General features: G+C 65.7%; 26 protein-coding genes. 13 read left to right on the top strand and 13 right to left on the bottom strand.

Features of this window, described 5'->3' with window-relative positions:
- Positions 1 to 34: 34 nt before the first annotated feature.
- Positions 35 to 418 carry a nuclear transport factor 2 family protein gene (locus EWH12_RS02930; RefSeq protein WP_129925653.1) on the top strand — a complete coding sequence of 128 codons (384 nt, stop codon included), beginning with the start codon at positions 35 to 37 and terminating at the stop codon, positions 416 to 418.
- A gap of 16 nt (positions 419 to 434) precedes the next feature.
- Here EWH12_RS02930 and EWH12_RS02925 read toward each other — a convergent pair whose 3' ends face one another.
- The 9 genes from EWH12_RS02925 to coxB all read right to left on the bottom strand — a co-directional run bounded on the left by EWH12_RS02925 (position 435) and on the right by coxB (position 8,780).
- Positions 435 to 1,304: an RsmD family RNA methyltransferase gene (locus tag EWH12_RS02925; RefSeq protein WP_129925651.1), complete on the bottom strand. Its 870-nt coding sequence runs from the start codon at positions 1,302 to 1,304 to the stop codon at positions 435 to 437.
- A 1-nt stretch (position 1,305) separates the two neighbouring features.
- Complete coding sequence (gene thrC / locus EWH12_RS02920; RefSeq protein WP_129925649.1) at positions 1,306 to 2,706, bottom strand: threonine synthase; 1,401 nt, start codon at positions 2,704 to 2,706, stop codon at positions 1,306 to 1,308.
- 44 nt (positions 2,707 to 2,750) lie between these two features.
- Entirely contained in the window at positions 2,751 to 3,398 is a 648-nt protein-coding gene (locus EWH12_RS02915) for an SURF1 family cytochrome oxidase biogenesis protein (protein WP_066599494.1), read from the bottom strand.
- A gap of 85 nt (positions 3,399 to 3,483) precedes the next feature.
- Complete coding sequence (locus EWH12_RS02910) at positions 3,484 to 4,314, bottom strand: cytochrome c oxidase subunit 3 (protein ID WP_129925647.1); 831 nt, start codon at positions 4,312 to 4,314, stop codon at positions 3,484 to 3,486.
- Positions 4,315 to 4,356: 42 nt separating this feature from the next.
- A complete protein-coding gene (locus EWH12_RS02905; RefSeq protein ID WP_129925646.1) occupies positions 4,357 to 4,932 on the bottom strand; it encodes a cytochrome c oxidase assembly protein in 576 nt (191 codons plus the stop codon).
- A complete protein-coding gene (locus EWH12_RS22865) occupies positions 4,932 to 5,060 on the bottom strand; it encodes a hypothetical protein (protein WP_269076421.1) in 129 nt (42 codons plus the stop codon). The genes EWH12_RS02905 and EWH12_RS22865 overlap by 1 nt, the downstream gene beginning before the upstream one ends.
- On the bottom strand, positions 5,057 to 5,965 hold the full coding sequence (locus tag EWH12_RS02900) for a heme o synthase (RefSeq protein WP_066599489.1): 909 nt from the start codon (positions 5,963 to 5,965) through the stop codon (positions 5,057 to 5,059). The genes EWH12_RS22865 and EWH12_RS02900 overlap by 4 nt, the downstream gene beginning before the upstream one ends.
- Before the next feature lie 103 nt (positions 5,966 to 6,068).
- Positions 6,069 to 7,751, bottom strand: coding sequence for a cytochrome c oxidase subunit I (ctaD, locus tag EWH12_RS02895; protein ID WP_066599484.1), 1,683 nt, complete (start codon positions 7,749 to 7,751; stop codon positions 6,069 to 6,071).
- 15 nt (positions 7,752 to 7,766) lie between these two features.
- Positions 7,767 to 8,780 (bottom strand): cytochrome c oxidase subunit II, encoded by a 1,014-nt coding sequence (gene coxB, locus EWH12_RS02890; protein WP_066599480.1) that lies wholly within the window; start codon positions 8,778 to 8,780, stop codon positions 7,767 to 7,769.
- Between the two features lie 285 nt (positions 8,781 to 9,065).
- On the opposite strand from coxB, the gene pyrE reads away from it, so the two are divergent.
- From pyrE to EWH12_RS02860, 6 genes are all read left to right on the top strand, one after another.
- Positions 9,066 to 9,647: an orotate phosphoribosyltransferase gene (gene pyrE / locus EWH12_RS02885; protein ID WP_129925645.1), complete on the top strand. Its 582-nt coding sequence runs from the start codon at positions 9,066 to 9,068 to the stop codon at positions 9,645 to 9,647.
- Positions 9,648 to 9,652: 5 nt separating this feature from the next.
- Complete coding sequence (locus tag EWH12_RS02880) at positions 9,653 to 10,381, top strand: pyridoxine 5'-phosphate synthase (RefSeq protein ID WP_129925644.1); 729 nt, start codon at positions 9,653 to 9,655, stop codon at positions 10,379 to 10,381.
- Between the two features lie 13 nt (positions 10,382 to 10,394).
- A complete protein-coding gene (gene acpS, locus EWH12_RS02875) occupies positions 10,395 to 10,796 on the top strand; it encodes a holo-ACP synthase (RefSeq protein ID WP_066599471.1) in 402 nt (133 codons plus the stop codon).
- 41 nt (positions 10,797 to 10,837) lie between these two features.
- Entirely contained in the window at positions 10,838 to 11,722 is an 885-nt protein-coding gene (lepB, locus tag EWH12_RS02870) for a signal peptidase I (RefSeq protein ID WP_242495932.1), read from the top strand.
- A gap of 20 nt (positions 11,723 to 11,742) precedes the next feature.
- Complete coding sequence (locus tag EWH12_RS02865; RefSeq protein ID WP_129925642.1) at positions 11,743 to 12,828, top strand: AI-2E family transporter; 1,086 nt, start codon at positions 11,743 to 11,745, stop codon at positions 12,826 to 12,828.
- A 74-nt stretch (positions 12,829 to 12,902) separates the two neighbouring features.
- A complete protein-coding gene (locus tag EWH12_RS02860) occupies positions 12,903 to 13,238 on the top strand; it encodes a hypothetical protein (protein ID WP_129925641.1) in 336 nt (111 codons plus the stop codon).
- 77 nt (positions 13,239 to 13,315) lie between these two features.
- On the opposite strand, the gene EWH12_RS02855 is transcribed toward EWH12_RS02860, so the two are convergent.
- A complete protein-coding gene (locus tag EWH12_RS02855) occupies positions 13,316 to 13,903 on the bottom strand; it encodes an FKBP-type peptidyl-prolyl cis-trans isomerase (protein WP_129925640.1) in 588 nt (195 codons plus the stop codon).
- An 88-nt stretch (positions 13,904 to 13,991) separates the two neighbouring features.
- Positions 13,992 to 14,198 (bottom strand): 30S ribosomal protein S21, encoded by a 207-nt coding sequence (gene rpsU, locus EWH12_RS02850; RefSeq protein WP_006957190.1) that lies wholly within the window; start codon positions 14,196 to 14,198, stop codon positions 13,992 to 13,994.
- Positions 14,199 to 14,423: 225 nt separating this feature from the next.
- On the opposite strand from rpsU, the gene EWH12_RS02845 reads away from it, so the two are divergent.
- Positions 14,424 to 15,182, top strand: coding sequence for a class II aldolase/adducin family protein (locus tag EWH12_RS02845; RefSeq protein ID WP_129925639.1), 759 nt, complete (start codon positions 14,424 to 14,426; stop codon positions 15,180 to 15,182).
- Positions 15,183 to 15,195: 13 nt separating this feature from the next.
- Here EWH12_RS02845 and EWH12_RS02840 read toward each other — a convergent pair whose 3' ends face one another.
- A complete protein-coding gene (locus EWH12_RS02840) occupies positions 15,196 to 16,131 on the bottom strand; it encodes a toll/interleukin-1 receptor domain-containing protein (protein WP_129925638.1) in 936 nt (311 codons plus the stop codon).
- Between EWH12_RS02840 and EWH12_RS02835 the strand changes: the two genes are divergently transcribed.
- Positions 16,130 to 16,816, top strand: a complete 687-nt coding sequence (locus EWH12_RS02835; protein WP_129925637.1) for a hypothetical protein — start codon at positions 16,130 to 16,132, stop codon at positions 16,814 to 16,816. The two genes, EWH12_RS02840 and EWH12_RS02835, sit on opposite strands and share 2 nt — an antisense overlap.
- Before the next feature lie 17 nt (positions 16,817 to 16,833).
- On the opposite strand, the gene EWH12_RS02830 is transcribed toward EWH12_RS02835, so the two are convergent.
- Positions 16,834 to 18,459 (bottom strand): caspase family protein, encoded by a 1,626-nt coding sequence (locus EWH12_RS02830; protein ID WP_129925636.1) that lies wholly within the window; start codon positions 18,457 to 18,459, stop codon positions 16,834 to 16,836.
- A gap of 196 nt (positions 18,460 to 18,655) precedes the next feature.
- On the opposite strand from EWH12_RS02830, the gene EWH12_RS02825 reads away from it, so the two are divergent.
- The 4 genes from EWH12_RS02825 to EWH12_RS02810 all read left to right on the top strand — a co-directional run bounded on the left by EWH12_RS02825 (position 18,656) and on the right by EWH12_RS02810 (position 23,469).
- Complete coding sequence (locus EWH12_RS02825; RefSeq protein WP_066599452.1) at positions 18,656 to 19,279, top strand: hypothetical protein; 624 nt, start codon at positions 18,656 to 18,658, stop codon at positions 19,277 to 19,279.
- Positions 19,276 to 20,898, top strand: a complete 1,623-nt coding sequence (locus EWH12_RS02820; protein ID WP_129925635.1) for an SUMF1/EgtB/PvdO family nonheme iron enzyme — start codon at positions 19,276 to 19,278, stop codon at positions 20,896 to 20,898. Before EWH12_RS02825 ends, EWH12_RS02820 begins: the two co-directional genes overlap by 4 nt.
- A gap of 63 nt (positions 20,899 to 20,961) precedes the next feature.
- Positions 20,962 to 21,873 (top strand): hypothetical protein, encoded by a 912-nt coding sequence (locus tag EWH12_RS02815; protein WP_066599444.1) that lies wholly within the window; start codon positions 20,962 to 20,964, stop codon positions 21,871 to 21,873.
- Between the two features lie 27 nt (positions 21,874 to 21,900).
- A complete protein-coding gene (locus tag EWH12_RS02810) occupies positions 21,901 to 23,469 on the top strand; it encodes a C1 family peptidase (RefSeq protein ID WP_129925634.1) in 1,569 nt (522 codons plus the stop codon).
- The last annotated feature ends 7 nt before the right edge of the window (positions 23,470 to 23,476 follow it).

Raw genomic sequence — 23,476 nt, 5'->3', positions numbered from 1 at the left:
CAAGCCACGTTCGCTTCGAGAGCTTTATCTGGAAATGACCCCCACCGCCGATCTCGCCATCCGCCTGGCGCGCGCGTCCTTCAACCGGGCGCTGGCCGAGGCGGATCTGACCGCCATCGGGCCGCTGCTGGCGATGGATGTCGTCATGGTGACGGGCACCGACAGCGCGGTCATTGCCGGACGCAAGGCGCAGTTGATGGCGTGGAAGCGCGAGTTCGCTGCCAAGCCGCGCATGATCTATACCCGCACGCCCGAAACCATCGTCGCGTCGCCCGTGGAGCCGATCGCGATGGAGCATGGCGTCTGGCAGGGCGTCGTGCATGGTGCAGCCCAAGCATCGGGGAGCTACAGCGCCAAATGGCGTGAAGTCGGCGGCGCTTGGGTGATCGAGGCGGAAATCTATCTGACGCTGGCCTGAGCCAACCGCACATAGCTTACCGTTTCCAGCGCGCCCAGATCGCCGTGGGCAGCGCGATGCCGCGCGCTTCTTCCCGCACAGCCAGTTCGCCCGCCTCGACCGTGCCGGGCAGGTCTGCGAAGGCCTGGCGCAGCAATTCGCCGATCGCCAGCGCCGACATGCGCACCGCATAGACGGTCAGGAACAGGAAACGGCTGTCCGCGTCCAGCAGCGCCCGGCAATTGGCGATCAGACCGGGCAGGTCTTCCTCCAGCCGCCACACTTCGCCGTCGGGACCGCGGCCATATTTGGGCGGGTCGAGCAATATGCCGTCATAGCGGCGATTGCGGCGCACTTCGCGGGCGACGAATTTGGCGGCGTCCTCCACGATCCAGCGGACCGGCTTGTCCGCCATGCCCGACAGGTCGGCATTGGCGCGGGCCTGCGCCACCGATTTCTTGGACGCATCGACATGGACCATGCGCGCGCCGCCGGCCGACAGGGCCAGCGTGCCGACGCCGGTATAGCCGAACAGGTTCATGACCTCGGCATCGGGTTTATCCGCATAGGTGGCGCGCAGATCGTCCCAGATCGGCGCCATGTCGGGGAAGAAGCCGAGATGGCGGAATGGGGTGCAGCTCGACTGGAAGGTGACTTCGCGCCAGTGGAGCGGCCAGCCTTCGGCCGGGACCGGCTTTTCATAATACCAGCGGCCGCCGCCATCCTCGTCCGATCCGGGGATGAATTCGCCGTCGGCGCGCCAGTCGGTCGTCGCGGGCTTCCACATCGCCTGCGGTTCCGGGCGGATGAAGCGGAAGCGGCCATAGCGCTCCAGCTTCCGCCCGTCGCCGCTGTCGAGCAGGCCGTAATCGGACCATGGCTCGCCGATAAGGGTCTTGAGTTCCAACTTAGCCGCGCGGGGTCGCGCGTTCGGCGACATAAGCGGTGACCGCCTCGAACGTGCCAGGCAGCTTGGCGTAGCTTTCCTCGCGCGAGAACAGGTCGCCGACGCGCGCGGGAAGCGGCGGGCGGGTGCCGGTCGCGCGTTCGACGGCGTCGCGGAACTTGGCGGGGTGGGCGGTCGCCAGCGTGACCACCGGGATGGAGGCGTCGATGCCCGCTTCGCGTGCGGCGGCGAGGCCGATCGCGCTGTGCGGGTCGAGGATCTGGCCTGCGCCGTCATAGGCCCAGCGCATCGCGGTCGTCATGCCGTCGGCATCGACGCGGGCGGAGCTGAACAGATGCGCCGCGCCGTCGCGCTGGGCATTGGTCAGGCGCATCGCCTTGCTCGTTTCGAAGCCGCGCATCTGGTCGGCCAGCGCCAGGCCGTCGCGGCCGCCCGCGTCGAACAGCAGCCGTTCGAAATTGGAGCTGACCTGGATGTCCATGCTGGGGGTGGCGGTCGGCACGACCTGGCCCTGGCTATAATCGCCTTCGGACAAGGCGCGGTGCAGGATGTCGTTGACGTTGGTGGCGACGATAAGCTTCGCGACGGGCAGGCCCATCTTCGCGGCCACATAGCCCGCGAACACGTCGCCGAAATTACCGGTGGGGACCGAGAAGGCGACTTCGCGTTCGGGCGCGCCAAGGCGAACGGCGGCGTAGAAATAATAGACGACCTGCGCCATCAGCCGCGCCCAGTTGATGCTGTTCACCGCAGACAGGTTGAAACGGCTCTTGAAGGCGGCGTCGTTGAACATCGCCTTCACCAGCGCCTGCGCATCGTCGAAGCTGCCCTCGATCGCGATATTATAGACGTTGGGGGCCAGCACGGTGGTCATCTGGCGGCGCTGCACGTCCGACACCCGCCCTTCGGGATGGAGCATGAAGATGTCGATCTTTTCGCGGCCCGCCACCGCGTCGATCGCCGCCGACCCGGTGTCGCCCGACGTCGCCCCGACGATGGTCAAATGATCGTCGCGGCGCGAGAGGAAGCGTTCGAACAATTGGCCAAGCAGCTGGAGCGCGACATCCTTGAAGGCGAGCGTCGGGCCGTGGAACAGTTCCAGCAACCAATGCTGATGGTCGAGCTGAACCAGCGGGGTCACGGCCTGATGGCTGAAGCGGCCATAGGCGGCGGTGCAGAGTTCCCGCAGTTCGTATTCGCTGAGCGATCCCGCGACGAAGGGCGCCATGACCCGAACGGCGGTTTCGACATAGGAGAGGCCGGCAAGGGCGCTGATCTGATCGACGGTAAAGGCCGGCCAGCTGGTCGGCAGATACAGGCCGCCATCGGACGCGAGCCCCGCCAGCGTGACGTCTTCGAAACCGAGCGCGGGCGCGGTGCCCCTGGTGCTTTGATATTGCATAATGGGAAAGCGCGGTAACGATCCGCGCGCGCGGGAGCAAGCGTTTAGGAGGATTTCGGCCCGTTCCGGCGACGCAGCGCCAATATGTAGATGATGACCGCGACGCCAGCGAAGAAGAACCATTGCACCGCATAGGCGAGATGGTTGTTGGGGACGTCAGCGGCGCTGGGCGGCGCAGCGGCCTTGAGGCCCGCCGGGGCCTGGCGCGCGATCAGCATCGGGCGCAGGGGCGTCACCTTGCCGCCGATCCGCGATAGCAGGGCGCGGTGGTCCGGCTCCTCCGAAATCCAGCCTGATACCTGCCCGCCGGTCCAGTTCGGCTTGTCGTCGGGCTTTTGCCCCACGCCGATCGCGACCAGTGCGCCCGGTCCCTCCGCCCCGGTCGAACATTGCGCGATATGACGATAGCCGGTCGATCCGTCGGCGGCGCGACCCGCCTCGATCCGCCAGCCCACGACGCGCAGGCAATGGACCGACGAGGGGCGGAACAGGATGTCGGGCGCGACCGGCGGCAGCATCGGGAAGGCGACGGCGGAGCGGCCGGGATTGGCCGCGGCCAGCGCCAACGCCTGTTCCTTTTCACCGCGGCGCTGGAGTTGCCAGACGCCCAGCGCGATCATCGTCAGCACCGCGAGCGCGACGATGATCGTGGCGATCAGCGGGATTCGGGCGGGTGCGGGCTGATCGGTCATGGATATCCTTGTAGCGATCGACAGGGCAAAAGAAAACGGCCGGAGCATCGCCCCGGCCGTCTTGTCGTCAGTGACTGACGGTCGTTCAGCCGCCGTGGACCGGCGCGCCCCAGCCGCCCCACACATAGATGGCGACGAACAGGAACAGCCACACCACGTCGACGAAATGCCAGTACCAGGCGGCGGCTTCGAAGCCGAAATGCTGGCGCGGGGTGAAGTGGCCCTTATAGACGCGCACCAGATTGACGATCAGGAAGATCGTGCCGACGATGACGTGGAAGCCATGGAAGCCGGTCGCCATGTAGAAGCCCGAGCTGTAGGGCGACCCGCCGAACGGGAACGGCGCATGGGCATATTCATAGGCCTGGATCGACGAGAAGAGCAGGCCGAGCAGGATGGTGCACCACAGGCCCTTTTTCAGGCCTTCGCGGTCGCCATGGATCAGCGCATGATGCGCCCAGGTGACGGTGGTGCCCGAGCAGAGCAGGATCAGCGTGTTGAGCAAGGGCAGTTCGAAGGCGTTCATCACCTCGATGCCCTTGGACGGGAACAGCCCTTCGATCGGCGCGAGCGCGCTGGGGAAGAGCGAGAAGTCGAAAAAGGCCCAGAACCAGCCGACGAAGAACATGACTTCCGATGCGATGAACAGGATCATGCCGTAGCGCAGGTGCAGCTGCACCACCGGCGTATGGTCGCCGGCATGGGCTTCGGTGATCACATTGGCCCACCAGCTATAGAAGGTGAACAGCACGCCAGCGACGCCGAGCAGGAAGACCCAGCCGCCCCCGGCGGGCAGCGCGTCGGGATGCATCCACATGATCGCGCCAAATGCCATGACCAGCGCCGACATGGAGCCGAAGAGCGGCCAGATGCTGGGCGGAAGGATATGATAATCGTGGTTCTTGGCGCCTGCCATCGTCTCTTCCCTGTTCGCGGTTCGCGTTATCTGATGCTTGCCTTAGCTTGGCTTCTTGTCCTGCTCAACAGGATAGAAAGTGTAGCTCAAGGTAATTTGCTGCGTGTCCTTGTTGTCGCTGTCCTGCAAAATCTTCGGATCGACAAAATAGAGCACCGGCATGCGGACTTCCTGGCCGGGCTGGAGTGTTTGCTGGGTGAAGCAAAAACACTGGATCTTGGTGAAATAGGCGCCCGCCTGGGTCGGCGTGACGTTGAAGCTGGCGGTGCCGGTCACCGGCTTGTCCGACATGTTCCTGGCGATGAAGATCGCCATATCCTTGCGCCCGATGGTGACGGTATCCGTCCGATGTTCGGGGTAGAATTGCCAGGGCATGCCGGGCTGGACATTGGAATCGAACCGGATCGACATGGTGTGGCCGACCGCCGCCTGCACCTGAACATCGGCAGACGCGCGCTTGGTCGTGCCGCCAAAGCCGGTCTGTTCGCAAAAGATGCGGTAGAGCGGGACCGAGGCGAAGCCCAGGCCCAGCATCGCCAGCCCGACCGTCGCCATGGCGACCAGCGTGCGCCGGTTGCGGCGATCGCGATCGAAGGGAGAAGGCGGAAGGGTGGCCATCAGTTGCCGCCCATCTTGGCGATGGTGATGCCGTAAAAGAGCAGCACGAGCGCGCCGAGCAACAGGCCCATCACCAGCGCGCGGGACTTTTGCCGCGCCCGAACCTTTTCCAGCTCTTCGGGCGTCATGCGAGCAGCCAGCGGTCGACGACCACCGCCCCGAACAGCAGGAAGAGATAGAGGATCGAATATTTGAACAGACGCTTTTCGGGCGCCATGCGGGCCGGGTCGCTTTCGCGCCGGCGGTAGACCTGGAAGGCGAAGACGGCGAAGAGCGCAGTGCCCAACAGCGCCGCCGTGCCATAGACCAAGCCGGTCAATTGCAGCAGCACCGGCGCCATCGCCGCGACCGCCATGATCGCGGTATAGGCCCAGATCTGGCGGCGGGTGACGACCTCGCCCGATACGACAGGCAGCATCGGGATGCCGGCGGCGGCGTAATCGGTCTTCACGAACAGGGCGAGCGCCCAGAAATGGGGCGGCGTCCAGAAGAAGATCAGCATGAACAGGGCGACGGGCAGCGCGCTGATGTCGCCGGTCACCGCCGCCCAGCCGATCACCGGCGGAAAAGCGCCGGCCGCGCCGCCGATCACGATATTCTGCGCCGTCCGGGGCTTGAGCCAGATGGTGTAGACGAAGACGTAGAAAAGGATGGAGACGGCCAGCACGGCAGCGGCGAGCCAGTTGGTCGCCATGCCGATCAGGATCACCGAGAAGAAGGAGAGGCCCACGCCGAAATGCAGCGCCGATTGCCGGTCCATCCGGCCAGCGGGTAGCGGGCGGTTGGCGGTGCGCTTCATCTTGGCGTCGATATCGGCCTCATACCATTGATTGAGCGCCGCGGCGGCGCCCGCGCCGATGGCGATGCACAATATGGCGGTGAAGGCGAGGATCGGGTGGATATGCCCCGGCGCGGCGAGCAGACCGCACAGGCCGGTGAACACGACCAGCGTCATCACGCGCGGCTTGGTCAGCGCGACGAAATCGCGCCAATGGGCGGGGAGCAGAGCTTGGTCGAAAGTCACACTGGTCATGTCATGTTCCGGCTCCGTCGCGATCCATCACGGCGCACGGAGCAAAATGCCACCACCGGGGCGGACATGATATCCGCCCCGGCTTTGTCAGTCGATCATGCCATCAATGATGGCCGTTATCGTCGATCACCGGCAGGGTTTCGAACTGGTGATAGGGCGGCGGGCTGGGCAGGGTCCATTCCAGCGTCGTCGCGCCTTCGCCCCAGGGATTGCCGACCGCCTTCTTGCCGGCCGCGAGCGACCAGATCAGGTTGATGAAGAAGATCAACATGCCTGCCGCCATGATCTCATAGCCATGGCTGGCCAGTTCGTTCCACTTTTCGAACGCGGCCGGATAGTCCGGATAGCGACGCGGCATACCCGACAGGCCCAGGAAGTGCATCGGGAAGAACAACAGGTTCACGCCGGCGAAGAACACCCAGAAGTGCAGATGGCCAAGGAACTCGTTGTACATCTTGCCCGACATTTTCGGGAACCAGTAGTAGAAGCCGGCGAACAGGCCGAACACGGCGCCCAGCGAGAGGACGTAGTGGAAGTGCGCGACGACATAATAGGTGTCGTGCAGCACGTCGTCGACGCCGCCATTGGCCAGCACGACGCCGGTGACGCCGCCCACGGTGAAGAGGAAGATGAAGCCCAGCGCCCAGACCATCGGGGTCTTAAAGCTGATCGAGCCGCCCCAGATGGTCGCGATCCACGAGAAGATCTTGATTCCGGTGGGCACGGCGATGACCATCGTCGCGGCGGTGAAATACATTTTCACGTTCACCGACATGCCGGTGGTGAACATGTGGTGCGCCCACACGACGAAGCCGACGACGCCGATCGCGACCATGGCGTAGGCCATGCCGAGATAACCAAAGACGGGCTTGCGGCTGAAGGTCGAGATGATCTGGCTGACGATGCCGAAGCCCGGCAGAATCATGATATAGACTTCGGGGTGGCCGAAGAACCAGAAGAGATGCTGGTAGAGTTCGGGATCGCCGCCACCGGCCGCGTCGTAGAAGGTGGTGCCGAAGTTACGATCGGTCAGCAGCATGGTGATCGCGGCGGCCAGGACCGGCAGCGCGAGCAGCAGCAGGAAGGCGGTGACCAGCACCGACCAGACGAACAGCGGCATCTTGTGCAGGGTCATGCCCGGCGCGCGCATGTTGAGGATGGTGGTGATGAAGTTGATCGCGCCCAGGATCGACGACGCACCCGCGATATGGAGCGACAAGATCGCCATGTCGACGGCCGGCCCGGCCGAACCGCTGGTCGAGAGCGGCGCATAGACCGTCCAGCCCGTACCTGCGCCATTGCCGGTGCCGCCGGGGACGAAGGTCGAGCCGAGCAGCAGGGCGAAGGCGGGGATGAGCAGCCAGAAGCTGACATTGTTCATCCGCGGGAAGGCCATGTCCGGCGCGCCGATCATGATCGGCACGAACCAGTTGCCAAAGCCGCCGATCATAGCGGGCATCACCATGAAGAAGACCATGATGAGGCCGTGGGCGGTGATCAGCACGTTCCACAGATGATAGGCCTGGTCCAGCGTCGCTTCCGGACCATCCATCATCATGGCCCATGTGTGCAGATACTGGATGCCCGGATGCGCGAGTTCGGCGCGCATCAGGCCGGAAATGCCGCCACCGATGATGCCCGCGATAATCGCGAAGATCAGGTAGAGGGTGCCGATGTCCTTGTGGTTGGTGGACATGAACCAGCGCTGGAAGAAGGCTGGTTTATGATCGGCATCGTGATGATCGTGGGCGTGGTCGCCGTGATGATCTGCGGTGATGGTTGTCATGGCTTCCTACCCTGATCAGATTTTCTTGTCGGCGGCGGGGGCTGCGGGCGCGGCGTCAGCCGTCTTTTCCGCAGCCGCTGCGCCGGCGGGCTTGCCGCCCTGCGACAGCACCCACTGGTCGAACTGGGCCGGGGGCAGCGCTTCGATCGCGATCGGCATGAAGCCGTGGCGGGCGCCGCACAGTTCCGAACACTGGCCGTAATAGACGCCCGGCTTGTCGATGGTGAAGCTCTTCTCGTTCAGGCGCCCCGGAACGGCGTCCATCTTCACCCAGAGCGAGGGCACGGCGAAGGCATGGATCACGTCGGCGCCGGTGATGATCAGCTTGATCGGACGGCCGGCGGGCAGGACCAGACGATTGTCGGGCGCGAGCAGATAAGGCTCGCCATTGGCCTTCGCCTTGTCTTCCGGCAGCATGTTCGAAACGAATTCGGGAATGCCGTTGTCGGGATATTCATAGCCCCAATACCATTGATAGCCGGTCACCTTGACGACGACGGCATCCTTGGGCGCGGGCTTATACTGGTCGGCCAGCAAGCCGATCGAGGGGACCGCGACGACCAGCAGGATCACGACCGGCAAGACGGTCCAGATCACCTCGATCATGGTGTTGTGTGCGGTCTTCGACGGGATCGGATTGGCGCTGCGGCGGAATTTCCACATCGCGTAGATCATCAGGATCAGGACGAAGATGGAGATCGCGAAGATCAGCGGCAGCAGCATCACGTCATGCAGCCAGCGCGCGGTATGGCCGGTTGACGTGAACTGCTCCTGCAGGGTGAATTCGCCCGGCTTGGGCATACCGACGCCTTCGGTCGGCTTCATCCGCGGCGGCGCGGCCACCGTGGCGGCGGGCGCAGCTTCAGCAGCCGGCGCGGCGGCGTTGGCCGATTCGGCCGGCGCGGCGGCATTGTCGGCAGCCGGCGCGGCCGCGACGGCATTGTCCTGCGCCAGCGCATGTCCGTTCATGCCAAGCGCTGGCGCAAAGGCCAACAACCCGGCGAGAACGAGCGATTTCACCTTTTTCATAGCGTCTTCTTACCCCGTAACCCCTTGGCGCCGCTGCAACGAAGACGCGCAAGAAGCGCATGATCCTCGTCCGGTCGGTTCTGCCGCGGCTTATAGGCATGGTTTCCCCATGCCTCAAGCACGCAGGAGCAGATTTTCTTCGCTGTTGCAACGCTCCCTCTGGCCGCCTATTTCGCTGGTCCGCGCACAGGGGCGCGATCATGGCGCGCCACAGGTGCGTCATGCTGACGGATTGGCGGGCCGCGCGAACAGGCGACGGGCCGCCCGACATGGATATATGACGGCATGACAGATGAGGAAGTATTGGCGGAATTCCGGGCGGCGGGGGCGCTGCTCGAAGGACATTTCATCCTGTCGTCCGGGCGGCGCAGCGCCAATTATCTGCAATGCGCGCGCGTGCTGATGAACGCCGAACGGGCCGGCAAGCTGGCCCGCGCCACGGTGCAGAAATTACCGCGCGAAGTACGGCAGGAGATCGATCTGGTGGTGTCGCCGGCAATGGGCGGCCTGATCATCGGTCATGAAGTCGGCCGCGCGCTGGACAAGGATGCAGTGTTTCTGGAGCGGCCGGAGGGCGTGTTCGAACTGCGTCGCGGTTTTGCGATCACGCCGGGGCAGAAGGTGCTGATGGTCGAGGACGTCGTGACCACCGGCCTGTCGTCGCGCCAGGCGATCGAAGCGGTCGAGGCGGAAGGCGGCATTGTCGTCGCCGAAGTCGCGCTGGTCGACCGGTCGGCGGGCGAAGTCGATCTGGGCGTGCCTTTCTACCCGCTCGTCTCCATCAACTTCCCGGTTTATGAAGCCGATGCGGTGCCGCCCGAACTGGCGGCGATCCCGGCGATCAAGCCCGGCAGCCGGAAGCAATAGGCCTTATGACCACGCCCCTGCGCCTTGGCGTCAATATCGACCATGTGGCGACCATCCGCAACGCGCGGGGGGGCGAGCATCCCGATCCGGTCAAGGCCGCCCTGCTGGCGGTGAAGGCCGGGGCGGACGGCATCACCGCCCATCTGCGCGAGGACAGGCGGCATATTCGCGACGCGGATGTGGCGACGCTGATGGCGGCGCTGACCGTGCCGCTCAATCTGGAGATGGCCGCGACGCAGGAGATGCTGGACATCGCCCTGCGCTACCGGCCGCACGCCGCCTGCATCGTGCCGGAAAAGCGCGAGGAGCGCACGACCGAGGGCGGGCTGGACGCCGCCGGGCAGTTCGAGACGTTGAAGCCCGTCGTCGCGGCGCTGGCCGATGCGGGGATTCGCGTCAGCCTGTTCATCGAGGCGGACGCGCGCCAGATCGACGCAGCGATCCGGCTGGGCGCGCCGGTGGTGGAATTCCACACCGGCGCCTACGCCCATCTGAGCGGCGAGGCGCGCGCGGCCGAACTGCGCCGGATCGCCGACGCCGCCGCGCTGGCGGCCAAGAACGGGATCGAACCCCATGCCGGCCACGGCCTGACCTTCGACAATGTCGCCCCGATCTCCGCCATTCCGCAGGTCGCCGAACTCAATATCGGCCATTTCCTGATCGGCGAGGCGTTGTTCGGCGGGCTGGAGGGCAGTATTAGAGAGATGCGGCGGCAGATGGAGCTGGCGCGGTGAAAGTGAGGGGCGCGTGATCATCGGCCTCGGCTCCGACCTCTGCAATATCGAGCGTATCCAGAACTCGCTCGACCGGTTCGGACAGCGCTTCGAACAGCGCGTCTTCACCGAGGTCGAGCAGGCCAAGGGCAATCGCCGCCCCTTCACCAAGGCTGGGACCCTGGCCAAGCGGTTCGCCGCCAAGGAGGCTTTCTCCAAGGCGGTCGGCACTGGGTTCAAGGCGGGCGTGTTCATGAAGGATATCGGCGTGGTCAACGCCCCGTCCGGCGCGCCGACGCTCAAGCTGACCGGCGGCGCGCTGGCGCGGCTCGAATCGATGGTGCCGGCGGGGCATAAGCCTGTCATTCACCTGACGCTCACCGACGATCATCCATGGGCGCAGGCCTTCGTCATCATCGAAGCCCTGCCCCTGTGACCGATAATGCGAACGACACTCCCCCTAGCGAAAGCCCGCCCGTGACGGCCATCGACCTGCCCGAAGAGACGATCCTTTCCGATGCGCCACAGGGGGACGACGCGCAGCGATCCGCCGTCAACTGGTGGCAGGAACTCAAAAGCATCGTCCTGCTGATCCTGGCCGTGCTGGCCTTCCACAGCTTTGTCGCCAAGCCCTTCTACATTCCCAGCGAATCGATGATGCCGGTGCTGCTGACCGGCGACCGGCTGGTCGTGAGCAAATTTCCCTATGGCTGGTCCTATGTCTCGCCCAGTTTCCACCCCCTGCCCTTCCTGAAGGGTCGGGTGCTGGGCCGCCTGCCCGACCGCGGCGACATCGTCATCGTGTCGCCCCAGAATCGGCGCGAGGATTATATCAAGCGGGTGATCGGCCTGCCCGGCGACATTATCGAGGTGCGCGGCGGCCAGGTGATCCTGAACGGCGTGGCGGTGAAGCAGAAGATGCTGAAACCCCTGCGTCTGGCCGTCGATGGCAACGCCCCCTGCCCGCCGCTGCAATTCCCCGGCGCATTGGTGACGGGCAAGGACGGCAGGGACTATTGCGAGCTGCCGGTGCGGCAGGAAATCCTGCCCAACGGCAAGACCTATGTCACGATCGACATGGGGCCGAGCGCGCTCGACTGGTATGGCCCGGTGCGGGTGCCGGCCGACCATGTCTTCCTGATGGGCGACAATCGCGACAATAGCGCCGACAGCCGCGCGCCGCTGGAAGAAAACGGCCTGGGCGGGCCGGTGCCGTGGGAAGCGATCGGCGGCCGGGCGGAGTTCATCACATTCAGCTTGGACGGCGATGCGACCTGGAACCCGCTCAGCTGGGTCCACGCGCTGCGCAGCGGCCGGGCCGGGAACAGCCTGCGTCCACAGAGCGTTGCACCCCCGCAATGATTTGAAAGGGGCATAGGGTTTTGAGCGACGCGCAGGCATTTCATGTCGAAGAACCCGGTCCCAGCGAAGTCCGCAGCCCGCTCGTCCAGGAGGAATTGAAGCGCGCGGGCGTCTGGTTCGCGCTCGCCATCGCGGTGGCGCTGGTCGTCATTCTCGCGCAACCGCTGATGCTGATCATGGGCGCGCTGGTGCTGGCGACGATGATGGATGGCGGCACCCGCCTGCTGGGCCGCATCCTGCCGATCTCGCGCGGCTGGCGGCTGACGATCGTGCTGCTCGGCGCGGTCGCCTTCATGGCCTATACCTTCTACCTCACCGGATCGAGCCTGGCGGCGCAGGCGCAGGCGATGCGCACCATCGTCGAGGCGCAGGTGATGCGCATCGGCGGCTGGATGCAGCAACTGGGCATCAGCGCGACGCCGTCGGACCTGAAAGGCCTGGCGACCCAGGCGATGAGCAGCATGGGCCGGGTCACCGCCGCGGTCGGCACGGCTGTGGGCGCGATCACCAGCGGCGTGATGATGCTGGTGCTGGCGATCTTCATCGCGGTCGAACCCAAATTATACGAACGCGGCGTCGCCTGGATGCTGCCGATCGAAAAGCGCGCCCATTTCTACCGCGTCGCCGACAAGATGGGCTGGACGCTGCGCCGGTTGATGTTCGGGCGGCTGATCGGCATGGCGGTGGAGGGCGTGGGCACCTGGCTGCTGCTGTGGGCCGGTGGCGTGCCGATGGCGGGGCTGCTGGGCATATTGACCGGCCTGTTCGCCTTCCTGCCCAATATCGGGTCGATCATATCGGGCGTGCTCATCATCCTGGTCGGCTTTTCCGGGGGGACCGACACCGGCCTCTATGCCTTTGGCGTCTATATGGTGGTGCAGATCATCGACGGTTACCTGATCGTGCCGATGGTGGCGAAGCGCGCGACCGACCTGGCCCCGGCGCTGGTGCTGGGCGCGCAGATATTGTTCGGCGCATTGTTCGGCATCATGGGGCTGTTCCTGGCCGATCCGATCGTGGCGATGATCAAAGTCTATCTGGAGGAACGCTCCAAGGCGATGAAGGAGCGGAACCCCGCTGTGGTCGTGCCGGAGCCTGCGGCCTGATGGCGCAGGGAACGGGATGGCCTGTTCCACGGTTGGAATTATGATAGGTTCATAAGATTCGAGAGGATGCCATCATGACCGTTCCGTTGGACAAACAGAAGAAGCTGCATTTCGACCTGAGCAATGTCGGCCTGCGCGCCCATGCGACCGCGGCGGGACTGCTGCAACTCTGTCAGGAGTTGCGCCGCGTCGGGGTGCTGGACGAACCCGCGATCGAACGGATCAAGGGCGCGATCGCCTGCGACATCGAAGTCTCCGCATCCCGATCGGTCGCCACGGCCGCCTATCGCCGCGACATCAAGGCGCGACTCGACAAGCTGTTCGCCGGGGAAGAGAGGGTCGGCAGCGCCGATGCGCTGGCCTTTGGCCTGAGCGCCGAGGATGACAGCGTGTGCCAGGGTCACGCCTGATCCGGGCCTGATCCGGGCCAAGAAAAAGGGGCCGTGATGACCGGCCCCTTTTCGCGATTGGTTCTGGCTTAACCAGCTTAGTTGCCCGGCTGCGGCCCGGCGCCCGGCGGCATCGCGCCCTGCGGCCCGCCCTGCTGTTGCTGCATCTGCTGCTGCAACTGCATCAGTTCGGCCTTTGACTTGAAGTCGTGCAGTTCGACGTCGAACACCAGCACGGACCCTGCCGGGATCGGGCCGGCCGCCTGGTCGCCATAGCCCAACTGCGGCGGAATCCAGAGGCGGTACTTGCCACCCTTCTTCATCTTCTGTAGCCCTTCGGAGAAGCCCGGCACGACGCCGTCGATCGGCATCGGCGCCTGCGGATTCTCGTCGAACACCGTGCCGTCCAGCAACGTGCCCTTATAGCCGACCAGCGCCACGTCGGCGGGGGTCGGGCTGGCGCCCGCGCCTTCCGTCAGAACCTTATATTGCAGGCCCGATTCGGTGGTCACCACGCCGTCCGCATGGGTGTTTTGCGTCAGGAACGCCGACGGCGAGGCTTCAACGCCCTGCTGCCCCGCCCACGCGAGGCCGCCAGCCGCCAGCGCAATCGCGGCGACACCGATCCAAAGGCGCGTCAGCGACCCCTTGGCGATAGGACGAAGGGGTACGGCCGTCGTGGACATGGCGCATGCTCTCGCAAATTAAGGGCAGGGTGTTCGGCAGAATATGGGGCGGCGATGGCGCAACGGCCGGAGACCGCCCCGATAGCGCTTACTTCGCGCCGTCGCGCTCGGCGCGCTTGCGATCCATCTTGCGGGCGCGACGCACAGCGGCAGCCTTTTCGCGGGCGCGCTTTTCCGAAGGCTTCTCGTAGTGACGACGCAGCTTCATTTCGCGATACACGCCTTCACGCTGCAGCTTCTTCTTGAGCGCGCGAAGAGCCTGGTCGACATTGTTGTCGCGAACGATGATCTGCATAAGTCCGTTAATCTCCAATCGAAAACGAGCGGTTCGCCGGGATTTTCACATCCTTCCCGACGGGCCGACCGAATAGCAAAGCCAGTGAGTCGTCGCAGGTCGCCCTACGCCATGTGGGCGGCGCCCTATCAGCAGGCCCGCGCAAATTCAACCCTAAAGCCTTCATACTCGACAAGCCGAGCATGTGGGCGGATAGTGGCGGCATAAAAATAGTGGAGGATCGCCATGGCTACAGCCGCCAAACGCCCCGATATGCCCGCCGCCGAATGGGCAGCGCGCCAGCAGCTTGCCGCCTGCTACCGTATCTTCGACCATATGGGCTGGTCGGAGCTGATCTACAACCATATTACGCTGCGCGTACCGCAGGAAAACGGCGCTTTTCTGATCAATCCCTTTGGCCTGGGCTATGACGAGGTGACCGCGTCCAACCTTGTCAAGATCGACATAGACAGTCAGGTGCTGGACGGCAGCCCCTATCCCGTCAACCGTGCGGGCTTCACCCAGCATAGCGTGTTTCACCGGCATCTGCCCGACGCCCATTGCATCATCCACACCCATACGACTGCGGGGATGGCGGTGAGCGCCTGCGCCGAGGGGCTGAAACCGATCAGCTTCTATGCCGCCGCCTTCATCGGACGAATCGCCTATCATGATTTTGAGGGCATCACGATTCGCGCCGATGAGGGAGAGCGGCTGATCGCCAATCTGGGCGACCGGCGCGTTATGCTGCTGCGCAATCATGGGACGCTGGTGATGGCGGGGAGCCTGCCCGAAGCCTTTCTGACCCACTGGCTGTTGCAGCGGGCCTGCGAAATCCAGGTCGCGGCCGGCGCGGCGGGGACGCCGATCGATATTCCGGCCGAGGTGATCGCGGTGCATCAGCGCGACCTGAGCGCCGTGCAACTGCCGGTCGGGCCGGGCGTACCGGATTTCCAGACGATGGTGCGGCGAATCGACCGGATCGATCCGAGTTGGCGGGACTAGGGCGCGGATCGGCTCACGGCCGCGGGCAGCTTTCGCCTTCGGCCACCATGCGGCGCACCTCCTGCGCGGCGACCTGGGCCAGCCAGGCGCGGCGCTCCGCCTTGTCGGCGTTCTGCTCCGCCAGTTTGCGCGCGGCCTGCGCCTCGTTGCGCTGCTGCACCGCCATCCGGGCATAGGTGAAGGCGGCGATCGACAGGCCGCTCAGCACCAGGATCAGCAGCAGCGCGGCGACGGAGAGGGCGGCGGCGATTCGTCGGCTGCGGCGCTGGTCACGGCGATAGAGCGCGGCATAGGGCGCGCCGAGCAAGCCTGCGATCAGCTTGAGCTTGACGACATGGCGCTCGTTCTTCTGCAAATCCGGCGCCAGCGGTTCGAGCGGCTGGCTGCGATCCAGTTCGCCCGCCGCGTCCAGCGCGAACAGCAGGGACGCGGGGAAACAGTCGGTGTCGGGATCGCCGGGCACGCCAGCGGCGATCAACGCGAAGACCGGCGCGTCGGGATTGCAGCGCTTGAAGGACCGGATTTCCTTGTCCACCCAGACCGATCGCGCCGCCGTGGGCGAGCAGATGACGATCAGCGCGTCGGACCGGGCGAGCGCGCCCTGCAATTTGGGGCCGAGTTCGGCGGCCCCCGCCAGTTCATCCTCGTCGCGGAAGATCGGGCGCAGCCGGGCGGGGATCGGGCCGCGATCGCCCGCCGTTCCCACCAGCCCGCTTGGCACGCGGTAATTTTCGATCGCGCGGTGCAGCCAGCGCGCGACCTTCATGTCGGCATGGCTGTAGCTGATGAAGGCGGCGTAGCGTCCTTCGCCGCCGACCGCGCCGACCAGCGCCGACAAGTGCTTGTGCGCATAGCCCGCCAGTTCCGCGCCGCCCGCAAGCACTGGCTTTCCCACCGCTGCGGCGGTATCCACAGGGGACGAGAAGATCTTACCGAGAGGGTTGGACATGATGCGGAAATTCCTGATCGCGGGTGTGGCGATGATGGCGCTTTATGGTCCCGTCGCAGCGCAGGAGGCGGTGCCGCCGCCAGCCACTCCTCCACCAGTCGTCCCTGCGGCCACGCCCCCCGCCGCGCCCGCCGATCCCTTCGCCCAGGCGATCGCCGCGCGGCAGGTCGCCGACTTCGCCCGGCGCGAGCGTGATCCCCATGCGATGCTGACCGCCGCGCGGATGTTGCAGCAGGTGCCGATGACCGATGGCGCGACCCCGGCGCAGGGCGACGCCGCCTTTTCCCCCGACGCGCTGTTCGCCGAGGCGAAGGCGCTGGCGCGCGACGATCAGGCGCTGTTGCTGCAAATCCGGCTGGCGCAGTCGGCGTCGGGCCGCGGCGTGGTCGCCTCCGCCTTCGGCAAGGGGCTGGTGCGGCGCGTGCTCGACGTCAATCCGCGCAACGCCTATCGCTTCAACGTCACCGCCAAGGGTGGCGAGCCGCTGCGCATCGGCGCGATCGGCGATATCGGCACCAACATGTATATCCGCCTGCTCGATGCGTCGGGCAAGCAGCTCTGCCTGGACGACAATGCCGATTACGCCCCGGTCTGCGCCGTCACGCCGCGCGCGTCGGGCCAATATCGGGTCGATATCGGCAATAAGAGCGCTGCCAGAAGCCGGACCGTGATCCTGAGCAACTGAGGCGCGCGGCGGCATCGTCAGTTGCCGGTGTAGAGTTCGCCGATCGACAGGCTGGCCTGCGCCCCGGCCCTGGCGATCAGGTCGCGGATCGGGCCGACCAGCCGGGCGGCGGCGCGCTGGTTCTCGACCGTGCGCAGCAGCAGGCGGAAATCGTCGGGCGGTCGCGGCGTCACCAGCGCAACGACATGGTCCGCGCCAAAGGGCGGAATGACCTGGCTGTCGAGGACGGGCAGCAACTGGCCGGCGGCCAGTTCGCCCTTCCCGTCCGACGCGGCGACCGGGAAGAGTCGTTGCACCGTGCCGTCGGACGCGATGTTGAACACGGTCGCATAGTGCGGGCCGGGCGCAACCGCGCCATCCCCCGTTTGCGCCTGAACCGGGGCCAATGCCAGCGTGACCGGCGCACCGGACGGATAGCGCGCGCCATTGTCGAGCGGGCCGACCATCAGCCGCGCGCTGCGTTCCGACAGGAGCGGACGCAGCGCCTCCAGCGCCGCCCATTTGTCGATGACGCCGCGGACCTGCGCCGGGCTTTTCACATTCTGCGCCACGATGTCGCCGGTGCGGCGCAGCATCGCCTGCGCCCGCGCGTCCCACACAAAGTCTGCGCCCTGGCCATCGGTCAGAATGCGCCAGGGATGGTCGCCGCTGACGCTGGCGCGCGCCTTCAGGTCCGCGACATAGAGTCCGGGCAGCGGCGGCGGGGCCGGCGGCGCGGGTGGCGGCGGGACGGTGGCGAACAGCCCCTGCCCTTCCCGCCCCGGCGGGATGACGGTATTGCTTTCCTGTCGCTGGCCGCTCAGCATCCGCACCTGGACGTTGAGATAGGCGCCCAGTTCGCCGATCGACAATATGCCGTCGCCATCCTGGTCGGCGGCCATCCCCTTCCCGTCGGCGCGCGCCGTGGTCACGCCCTGTTCGAACGACCAGGTCAGGAAGCCGCGGGTCGGCGCGCCTTCCACCGGCAGCGCATTTTCCCAGGCGATCTGATCGTCGCGCGCCGCACTGATATAATAGAGGTTGGGCAGGTCGTCGCGGGTGGCGCTGACCGGGGCGGCGTCACCGGACGCCAGCACGCTGGCGAAGCGCGGGGCCGGGCGCGACCCCAGCTCCACATTGCGCGCGCCCAGCGTCAGCCGCGGGGTCATGCCCATGGCGCGCGGATCGACCGACCGATGCAGCGTGCCGGAATGGCAGGTATCGGCCATCATCAGCACCTGCACCCCCTTCGGCACGTACAGGGACAGCCAGGTGTAGAAATCCTTGTCGACGATGAAGCGCTCGGCATCCTTTACGTCGGGATCGAAGCCGGGCAGCGGCAGGAACTGGTCGGTATCGCCGTCGCGCGTACCCTTGACCGCGGCTTCGGCCAGCGCGCCATGGCCGGTATAATAGAGAAAGATCCAGTCGCCCGGCCTGGACCGCAGGCCCAGCGCATGGAGCGCGGTTTCGACCGTGGTGCGGCTGACGCCGTCATTGCGCAGGACGGTGACGTCGCTCGCGCCCTGACCGCGAATCAACGCCTCCATGGCCGCCAGATCATTTTCCGGCCCCACCAGGTCCATGATCAACTTGGACTGAAACTGCCACGCCCCCACCAGCAAGGCGCGCGTTTCAGCATGGGCGTAACCTGGATTAGTCATTATTGTGACAAAGCCGGTCAATACTGTTGCCCAGAGTCCACGTCGCCCCTTCGACATTGGGATTCCCCCGCGCTTTTTTGTTGCCTCAATAGCTATATATCCATAGTCTCAGAAAGGTAATCGGGGCAATAACTATATCTTGACTCGGAGCGGACAAATGGCCGTGTTGCGTTGCACTATAGTCGTTGCTTCTTTTATGCTTTTTGCAGGTGGAGCGGCAAACGCCCTGACGCAGGCGGATAACGCTCCGCCGTCCGAACCAGCCGCTGTGGAGGGCGCGGCGGGCCGTGGCGTGCGAATATTGCCGCCGGAGCCGCCCGCGCCAAAGCCTGTTGCACAGGAGCCACAGGCGCAGCAGCCCGTCCACGCCGTCAATCCCGGTCCCGCTGTCGATCCCGGCCGGCAGGCGCCGGTCGCCGCCGCGCCAGTCGCGCCCGTGCTCAAGAGTTGCGATCGCCCGGTGGCGAAGCCGACGCTGCGCTTTACCGATCCGGCCCGCTTCGATCGCGCGCTCAAGGCCAAGCTGCGGCGTGGCCGCCCGGTGGTGGTCGATCTCGACACCCCCTATCCGGCCGACAATGAAGCGCCGCTGCCGTTGGGCGCCTGGCTGAACGAGGTCAAACAGAGCGGCGGCGCGGTCAGCGTCGCTCCCTATTGCCAGAAGGGACGCGGTTTGGGCGGCTTCTTCGCCAAGCTGTTCGGAGGCGGCCCGGCCGAACCCTATAGGGCCGCGCGCCGCTATGACGCGGTCCTGCATGTCGACGGGGTCGATCAGGTCGTGACCCAGGTCGAGTTCGCGCCGCGCAAGGCGACAAAATGAACCGTCCACATCCGGAGGGCGGCCTGATCCGCGCGCTTGCGGCGATGTTGGCGCTGGCGCTGCTCGCGCTGGCCGGTCCCGCGCGCGCGGCGGAAGAGCCGCGGCTGGCGCTGGTGATCGTCAACGGCGCCTATCAGGCCTTCGACAAGCTCGGCTCCACCTATGCCGATGGCGACAAGGTCGCGACCGCGCTCAACGCCACCGGCTTCACCGATGCCAGCGGTGACGGTCCGGTGCAGGTGCGCCGCGACCTGTCGCGTGAGGCGATGTTGCAAGCCGTCGCCGATTTCCGAGCGAAGCTGGCTGCGGCCGGGCCGAAGGCGTTCGGCACCCTCTATTTTTCCGGCCATGGCGCGGCGCTGGGCAGCTATGGCGACGTCATGCTGCTGCCGGTCGATGCCGGCCGCGACCTGACGCCCGAAAGCGCCACGCTGACCCGCGCGGCGCTGACCCATAATCTGCTGGGATCGGGCGCGAAGACGGTGCTGATCGTGCTCGACATGTGCCGCAACGTCCTGCCCGCGCCGCCGCCGTCGCTGACCCAGATGATCGCGGCGGAAACCGGGACAGAGGCCAGCGCGGTGGGCGAACTGGCGGGCAGCAAGGGGTTGCGCCGCATGGTGCGCGCCACCGCCGCCGCGATCCGGCCCGACCAGGGCTATCTGGTCGCCTTTTCCACCAGCGCCGACCAGGTCGCCTTTGACGACGGCATCTTTTCCAAGGTGCTGGCCGAGGAAATCCGCCGGCCGCAGCAGAATATCGCCGATGCGCTCAAGCGCGTGTCGGACCGGGTGGCGCTGTCGTCGGGCAAGAATTTCCAGAAGCCGACCTTCGACTATGGGCTGCAAGGCGCGCCGCCCTGCTTCATTTCCTGCGACCGGGCGGCGAGCGATCGTTTCTACGATTGCGCCAACTGTCCCTGGATGCGGGCGATCCCGGCCGGGCTGACACCATTCGGGTCCCCCCTCTCGGAACCGGGGCGCGGCGGGGATGAGGCGGTGCAGGCCGAAATGAGAATCGACCGACCCTTCGCCATCGGCGTCTATGAAGTGACGATCGCAGAATGGAATGCCTGCGTGCGCGACAATGCCTGCACGAAGCTGGGCAATTGGTCCAAGGACAATCCCAATCCGCTGATCCCGGCGACCGACATCAGCTATGAGGACGCCCAGGCCTTCGTCGCCTGGCTGACGGTCCAGTCGGGCCGCGCCTATCGCCTGCCGAGCGAGCAGGAATGGGAATATGCCAGCCGCGGCGGCGCGCCGTCGGCCTTTCCCTGGGGCGACGATATCGGGCCGTCCATGGCCAATTACGATCATACCGCCCGCTATCACGGATCGGATACCGCCCCCTATCGCGGCTATCCCGAAGCGGTGAACAGCTATCCCGCCAATGCTTTCGGCCTCAACCAGATGCAGGGCAATGTGTGGGAATGGACGTCGGGCTGCACCGATACGTCCTGCCGCGCGCGGATCATGCGCGGCGGATCGTTCGAGAGCGCGCCCGATGCGCTGCGATCGGCCAATCGCTTCACCGTCCCGCCCGGCAAGCGCCGGCAGGACGCAGGCTTGCGCGTCGTGCGCGACCTGGAGCCGGACGAGATCGGGGGATCGTCCTGACGCGGAATATCTGAGGGTTTGCGCGGGAAATGGGAAGCCGGCGCATCAAGAGGGGTAATATCGATGAAGAAGTTTCTGATCGCGGCCGCGGTGGCGGCGCTCGTGCCGGGTACGGCTTTTGCCTCGCCTTATTATGCCAGCATCGGCAGTCCCAACAGCCTGCAGCATACGGCGGTCACGACCGCGCTCAATCTCAACGATCTCGACTATGACGACGACCCGGACACGCCCGGTTTCGACATGGAGGGGGATGCCGACACGATCGGCGGCGCCTTCACCTATTGGGGCGGCGCAGGGGCCGAGGGCCAGCGCTACGAATTGCGCTACCAGAAGGCGTTCCGCCCTTCGGAGGGCAGCCGCGCCCGCGTGCTGATCGATCCGATCCTCAATGTCCTGCACGTCAATGACGGCCAGACCACGATTCTGGGCACGCTGTCGACGGGCGTCGAAATACCGGTGCAGCCCAACTGGCTCATCACCCCGCGCGTCGCCTATGGTGTGAGCGACAATGACGGCTATTTCGGCGCCAGCAACGAAGTGCTGACCCTGTCCGCCACCAGCCGCTACAAGATCGCGCAGGTGGGCCGCGGCGACCTGACCATCGGCAATATGGTTGGATGGTCCACCACCACCGATATCGGCATCGGCAAGAAGCTGCCCTTCTATTTCAAGGAGGATGTCTGGGCGTTCCGCAACGGCATCGCCTATCAATTGCCGTTCAAGGGACGGATGTTCGGCGGGCGGCAGGGATCGATGCGCGCCAGCTACACCTGGACCAAGCTGACCGGCGATCCGCAAGCTTATGAAAATGTGCATGAAGCGGCGCTGAGCGTGGGCATCCGCACCCGCGAGGTTGAGCAGAAGAGCCGGGCCGAGCAGTTGCGTATCGGCCTGATCTACACCCATGGCACCAGCAGCTTCTCGCATGATTTCGATTATGACGCGGTGACGCTGACCGTGGGTTACCGCTTCTAAAAAAGCGCATCAGGGGAGGAACGGGTGATGACAGGTCGTCTCGTCACATGGGGAAGCGGCGCGCTGCTGGCGCTGTCTGGTGCGGGCCTTTCAGCGCAGCAGAGCGACGACGCGCTGTTCATGACCGGGGCGGAGCCCGTTTCTCCCGAAGATTATGCCAAGCTGCCCAAACAGGGGCGGTTCCGCGCCTATCTGCCCAAGCAGGTGGACCTGTCCAACGCCTATCCGCCGCCCGGATCGCAGGGTCCGCAGCCCAATTGCGTCGCCTGGGCGACCACCTATGCCGCGCGCACCTTCCTCAATTTTCGCGACAAGAATGTGCAACCCGACGAACCGGCCGACCAGATGAGTCCGGCCTATGTCTATAACCGGCTGCGCCCGGCGGGATCGCCCTGCACCGGCACGATCAGCATCGTCCAGGCGCTGACCCTGCTCAAGAATGAGGGCACGGTCAGCCTGGCCGAATTTCCCGACGACATGACCAAATGCGCCATTCCTGCGGCTGAGGGGCTGAAGGAGAAGGCGGGCAATTTCCGCCTGCTCGACTGGCGCGCGGTCGACCGGGAGGTCAAGGACGACTGGCGCACGCCGATCGTGCTGGACGACGTCAAGGGCGCCCTGGCGCGCGGCGCGCCGGTGATATTCGCCATGCCGGCCCCCGCAGATTTCAAGGCGTTTCGCGGCGACGGCGTCTATCGGCGCGCGGAAAAGCCCGAAAGGGCCAATTATCACGCCATGGCGATCGTAGGCTATGACGAGGATCGGCAGGCCCTGCGCATCATGAATAGCTGGGGGCCGATCTGGGGCGACAAAGGCTATGCCTGGATCGATTATGCCACCTTCAAGCTGCTGACCGGGGAAGCCTATTCGCTCGAAGCGCCGGTCGCCCCGGCCGCGCCCGGCACGCCGCCCCCACCGCCGCGCAGCGACGCCCAGATCTTCGCCGACCAGATGGCGGCCATGCCCTGCGGCGCGGTGTCGGTGCAGGGCAAGAGCGTGACCGGCTTTTCCGGCGACCTCAACGCCATCGCCGCGCTGCGCGAAGCGTCCGCCAGGGCCGACCCGACCCGCAGCTTCGCGGTGCGCCACCTGCCCTGGCCGCAATGCGAGGCGGCGCTGACGCTCGCCGCACCGCTCTCCCGCGATGGGACCAGCATCGTCGCGCTGACCGCGGACGGCAAGGATCGCAGCGGCGACCCGGTGGTGATGCAGGAGAATGAGATTTTCGGCGTCAGCGCGACGACGAGCGCGGCGCGGCCCTATCTCAGCATCATCTACCTTCAGGCCGACGGCAGCGCGGTCGAACTGCATCGTGGCCATCCCGAACCCGACCGCAAGGGCGTGCGGCGCGTCACCATCGGCCTGTCGCAGGCGGCGCAACGCTATCAGGTCGCGCCGCCCTTCGGCCCCGAACTGATCGTCGCGCTGGCGTCGGCCAAGCCGCTGTTCGGCGATGACGAGGTGGTGAACGGCACCGAGCGACAGTTCCTGACCAGGCTGCGCGCCAAGCTGGCCGGGCGTCAGGGGGATAGCCAGAATAACAGTCAGGGTGCGGGCGTCTCCGCCGCCTTCGTCCGGCTCCAGACCAGCAACTGACCCCGGC

Origin of the sequence: Sphingobium cupriresistens, assembly GCF_004152865.1 — a bacterium.
Taxonomy (GTDB): domain Bacteria; phylum Pseudomonadota; class Alphaproteobacteria; order Sphingomonadales; family Sphingomonadaceae; genus Sphingobium; species Sphingobium cupriresistens.
Note: the sequence above shows the minus strand (reverse complement) of the source record. Positions and strands in the feature narration are given on the sequence as shown.

Coding starts and splice junctions, on each gene's coding strand:
- EWH12_RS02930 (WP_129925653.1), top strand. CDS start 35: ATGACCCCCACCGCCGATCTCGCCATCCGCCTGGCGCGCGCGTCCTTC.
- thrC (WP_129925649.1), bottom strand. CDS start 2,706: ATGCAATATCAAAGCACCAGGGGCACCGCGCCCGCGCTCGGTTTCGAA.
- EWH12_RS02915 (WP_066599494.1), bottom strand. CDS start 3,398: ATGACCGATCAGCCCGCACCCGCCCGAATCCCGCTGATCGCCACGATC.
- EWH12_RS02910 (WP_129925647.1), bottom strand. CDS start 4,314: ATGGCAGGCGCCAAGAACCACGATTATCATATCCTTCCGCCCAGCATC.
- EWH12_RS02905 (WP_129925646.1), bottom strand. CDS start 4,932: ATGGCCACCCTTCCGCCTTCTCCCTTCGATCGCGATCGCCGCAACCGG.
- EWH12_RS22865 (WP_269076421.1), bottom strand. CDS start 5,060: ATGACGCCCGAAGAGCTGGAAAAGGTTCGGGCGCGGCAAAAGTCCCGC.
- EWH12_RS02900 (WP_066599489.1), bottom strand. CDS start 5,965: ATGACCAGTGTGACTTTCGACCAAGCTCTGCTCCCCGCCCATTGGCGC.
- ctaD (WP_066599484.1), bottom strand. CDS start 7,751: ATGACAACCATCACCGCAGATCATCACGGCGACCACGCCCACGATCAT.
- coxB (WP_066599480.1), bottom strand. CDS start 8,780: ATGAAAAAGGTGAAATCGCTCGTTCTCGCCGGGTTGTTGGCCTTTGCG.
- pyrE (WP_129925645.1), top strand. CDS start 9,066: ATGACAGATGAGGAAGTATTGGCGGAATTCCGGGCGGCGGGGGCGCTG.
- EWH12_RS02880 (WP_129925644.1), top strand. CDS start 9,653: ATGACCACGCCCCTGCGCCTTGGCGTCAATATCGACCATGTGGCGACC.
- EWH12_RS02860 (WP_129925641.1), top strand. CDS start 12,903: ATGACCGTTCCGTTGGACAAACAGAAGAAGCTGCATTTCGACCTGAGC.
- EWH12_RS02855 (WP_129925640.1), bottom strand. CDS start 13,903: ATGTCCACGACGGCCGTACCCCTTCGTCCTATCGCCAAGGGGTCGCTG.
- rpsU (WP_006957190.1), bottom strand. CDS start 14,198: ATGCAGATCATCGTTCGCGACAACAATGTCGACCAGGCTCTTCGCGCG.
- EWH12_RS02845 (WP_129925639.1), top strand. CDS start 14,424: ATGGCTACAGCCGCCAAACGCCCCGATATGCCCGCCGCCGAATGGGCA.
- EWH12_RS02835 (WP_129925637.1), top strand. CDS start 16,130: ATGATGCGGAAATTCCTGATCGCGGGTGTGGCGATGATGGCGCTTTAT.
- EWH12_RS02840 (WP_129925638.1), bottom strand. CDS start 16,131: ATGTCCAACCCTCTCGGTAAGATCTTCTCGTCCCCTGTGGATACCGCC.
- EWH12_RS02830 (WP_129925636.1), bottom strand. CDS start 18,459: ATGACTAATCCAGGTTACGCCCATGCTGAAACGCGCGCCTTGCTGGTG.
- EWH12_RS02825 (WP_066599452.1), top strand. CDS start 18,656: ATGCTTTTTGCAGGTGGAGCGGCAAACGCCCTGACGCAGGCGGATAAC.
- EWH12_RS02820 (WP_129925635.1), top strand. CDS start 19,276: ATGAACCGTCCACATCCGGAGGGCGGCCTGATCCGCGCGCTTGCGGCG.
- EWH12_RS02815 (WP_066599444.1), top strand. CDS start 20,962: ATGAAGAAGTTTCTGATCGCGGCCGCGGTGGCGGCGCTCGTGCCGGGT.
- EWH12_RS02810 (WP_129925634.1), top strand. CDS start 21,901: ATGACAGGTCGTCTCGTCACATGGGGAAGCGGCGCGCTGCTGGCGCTG.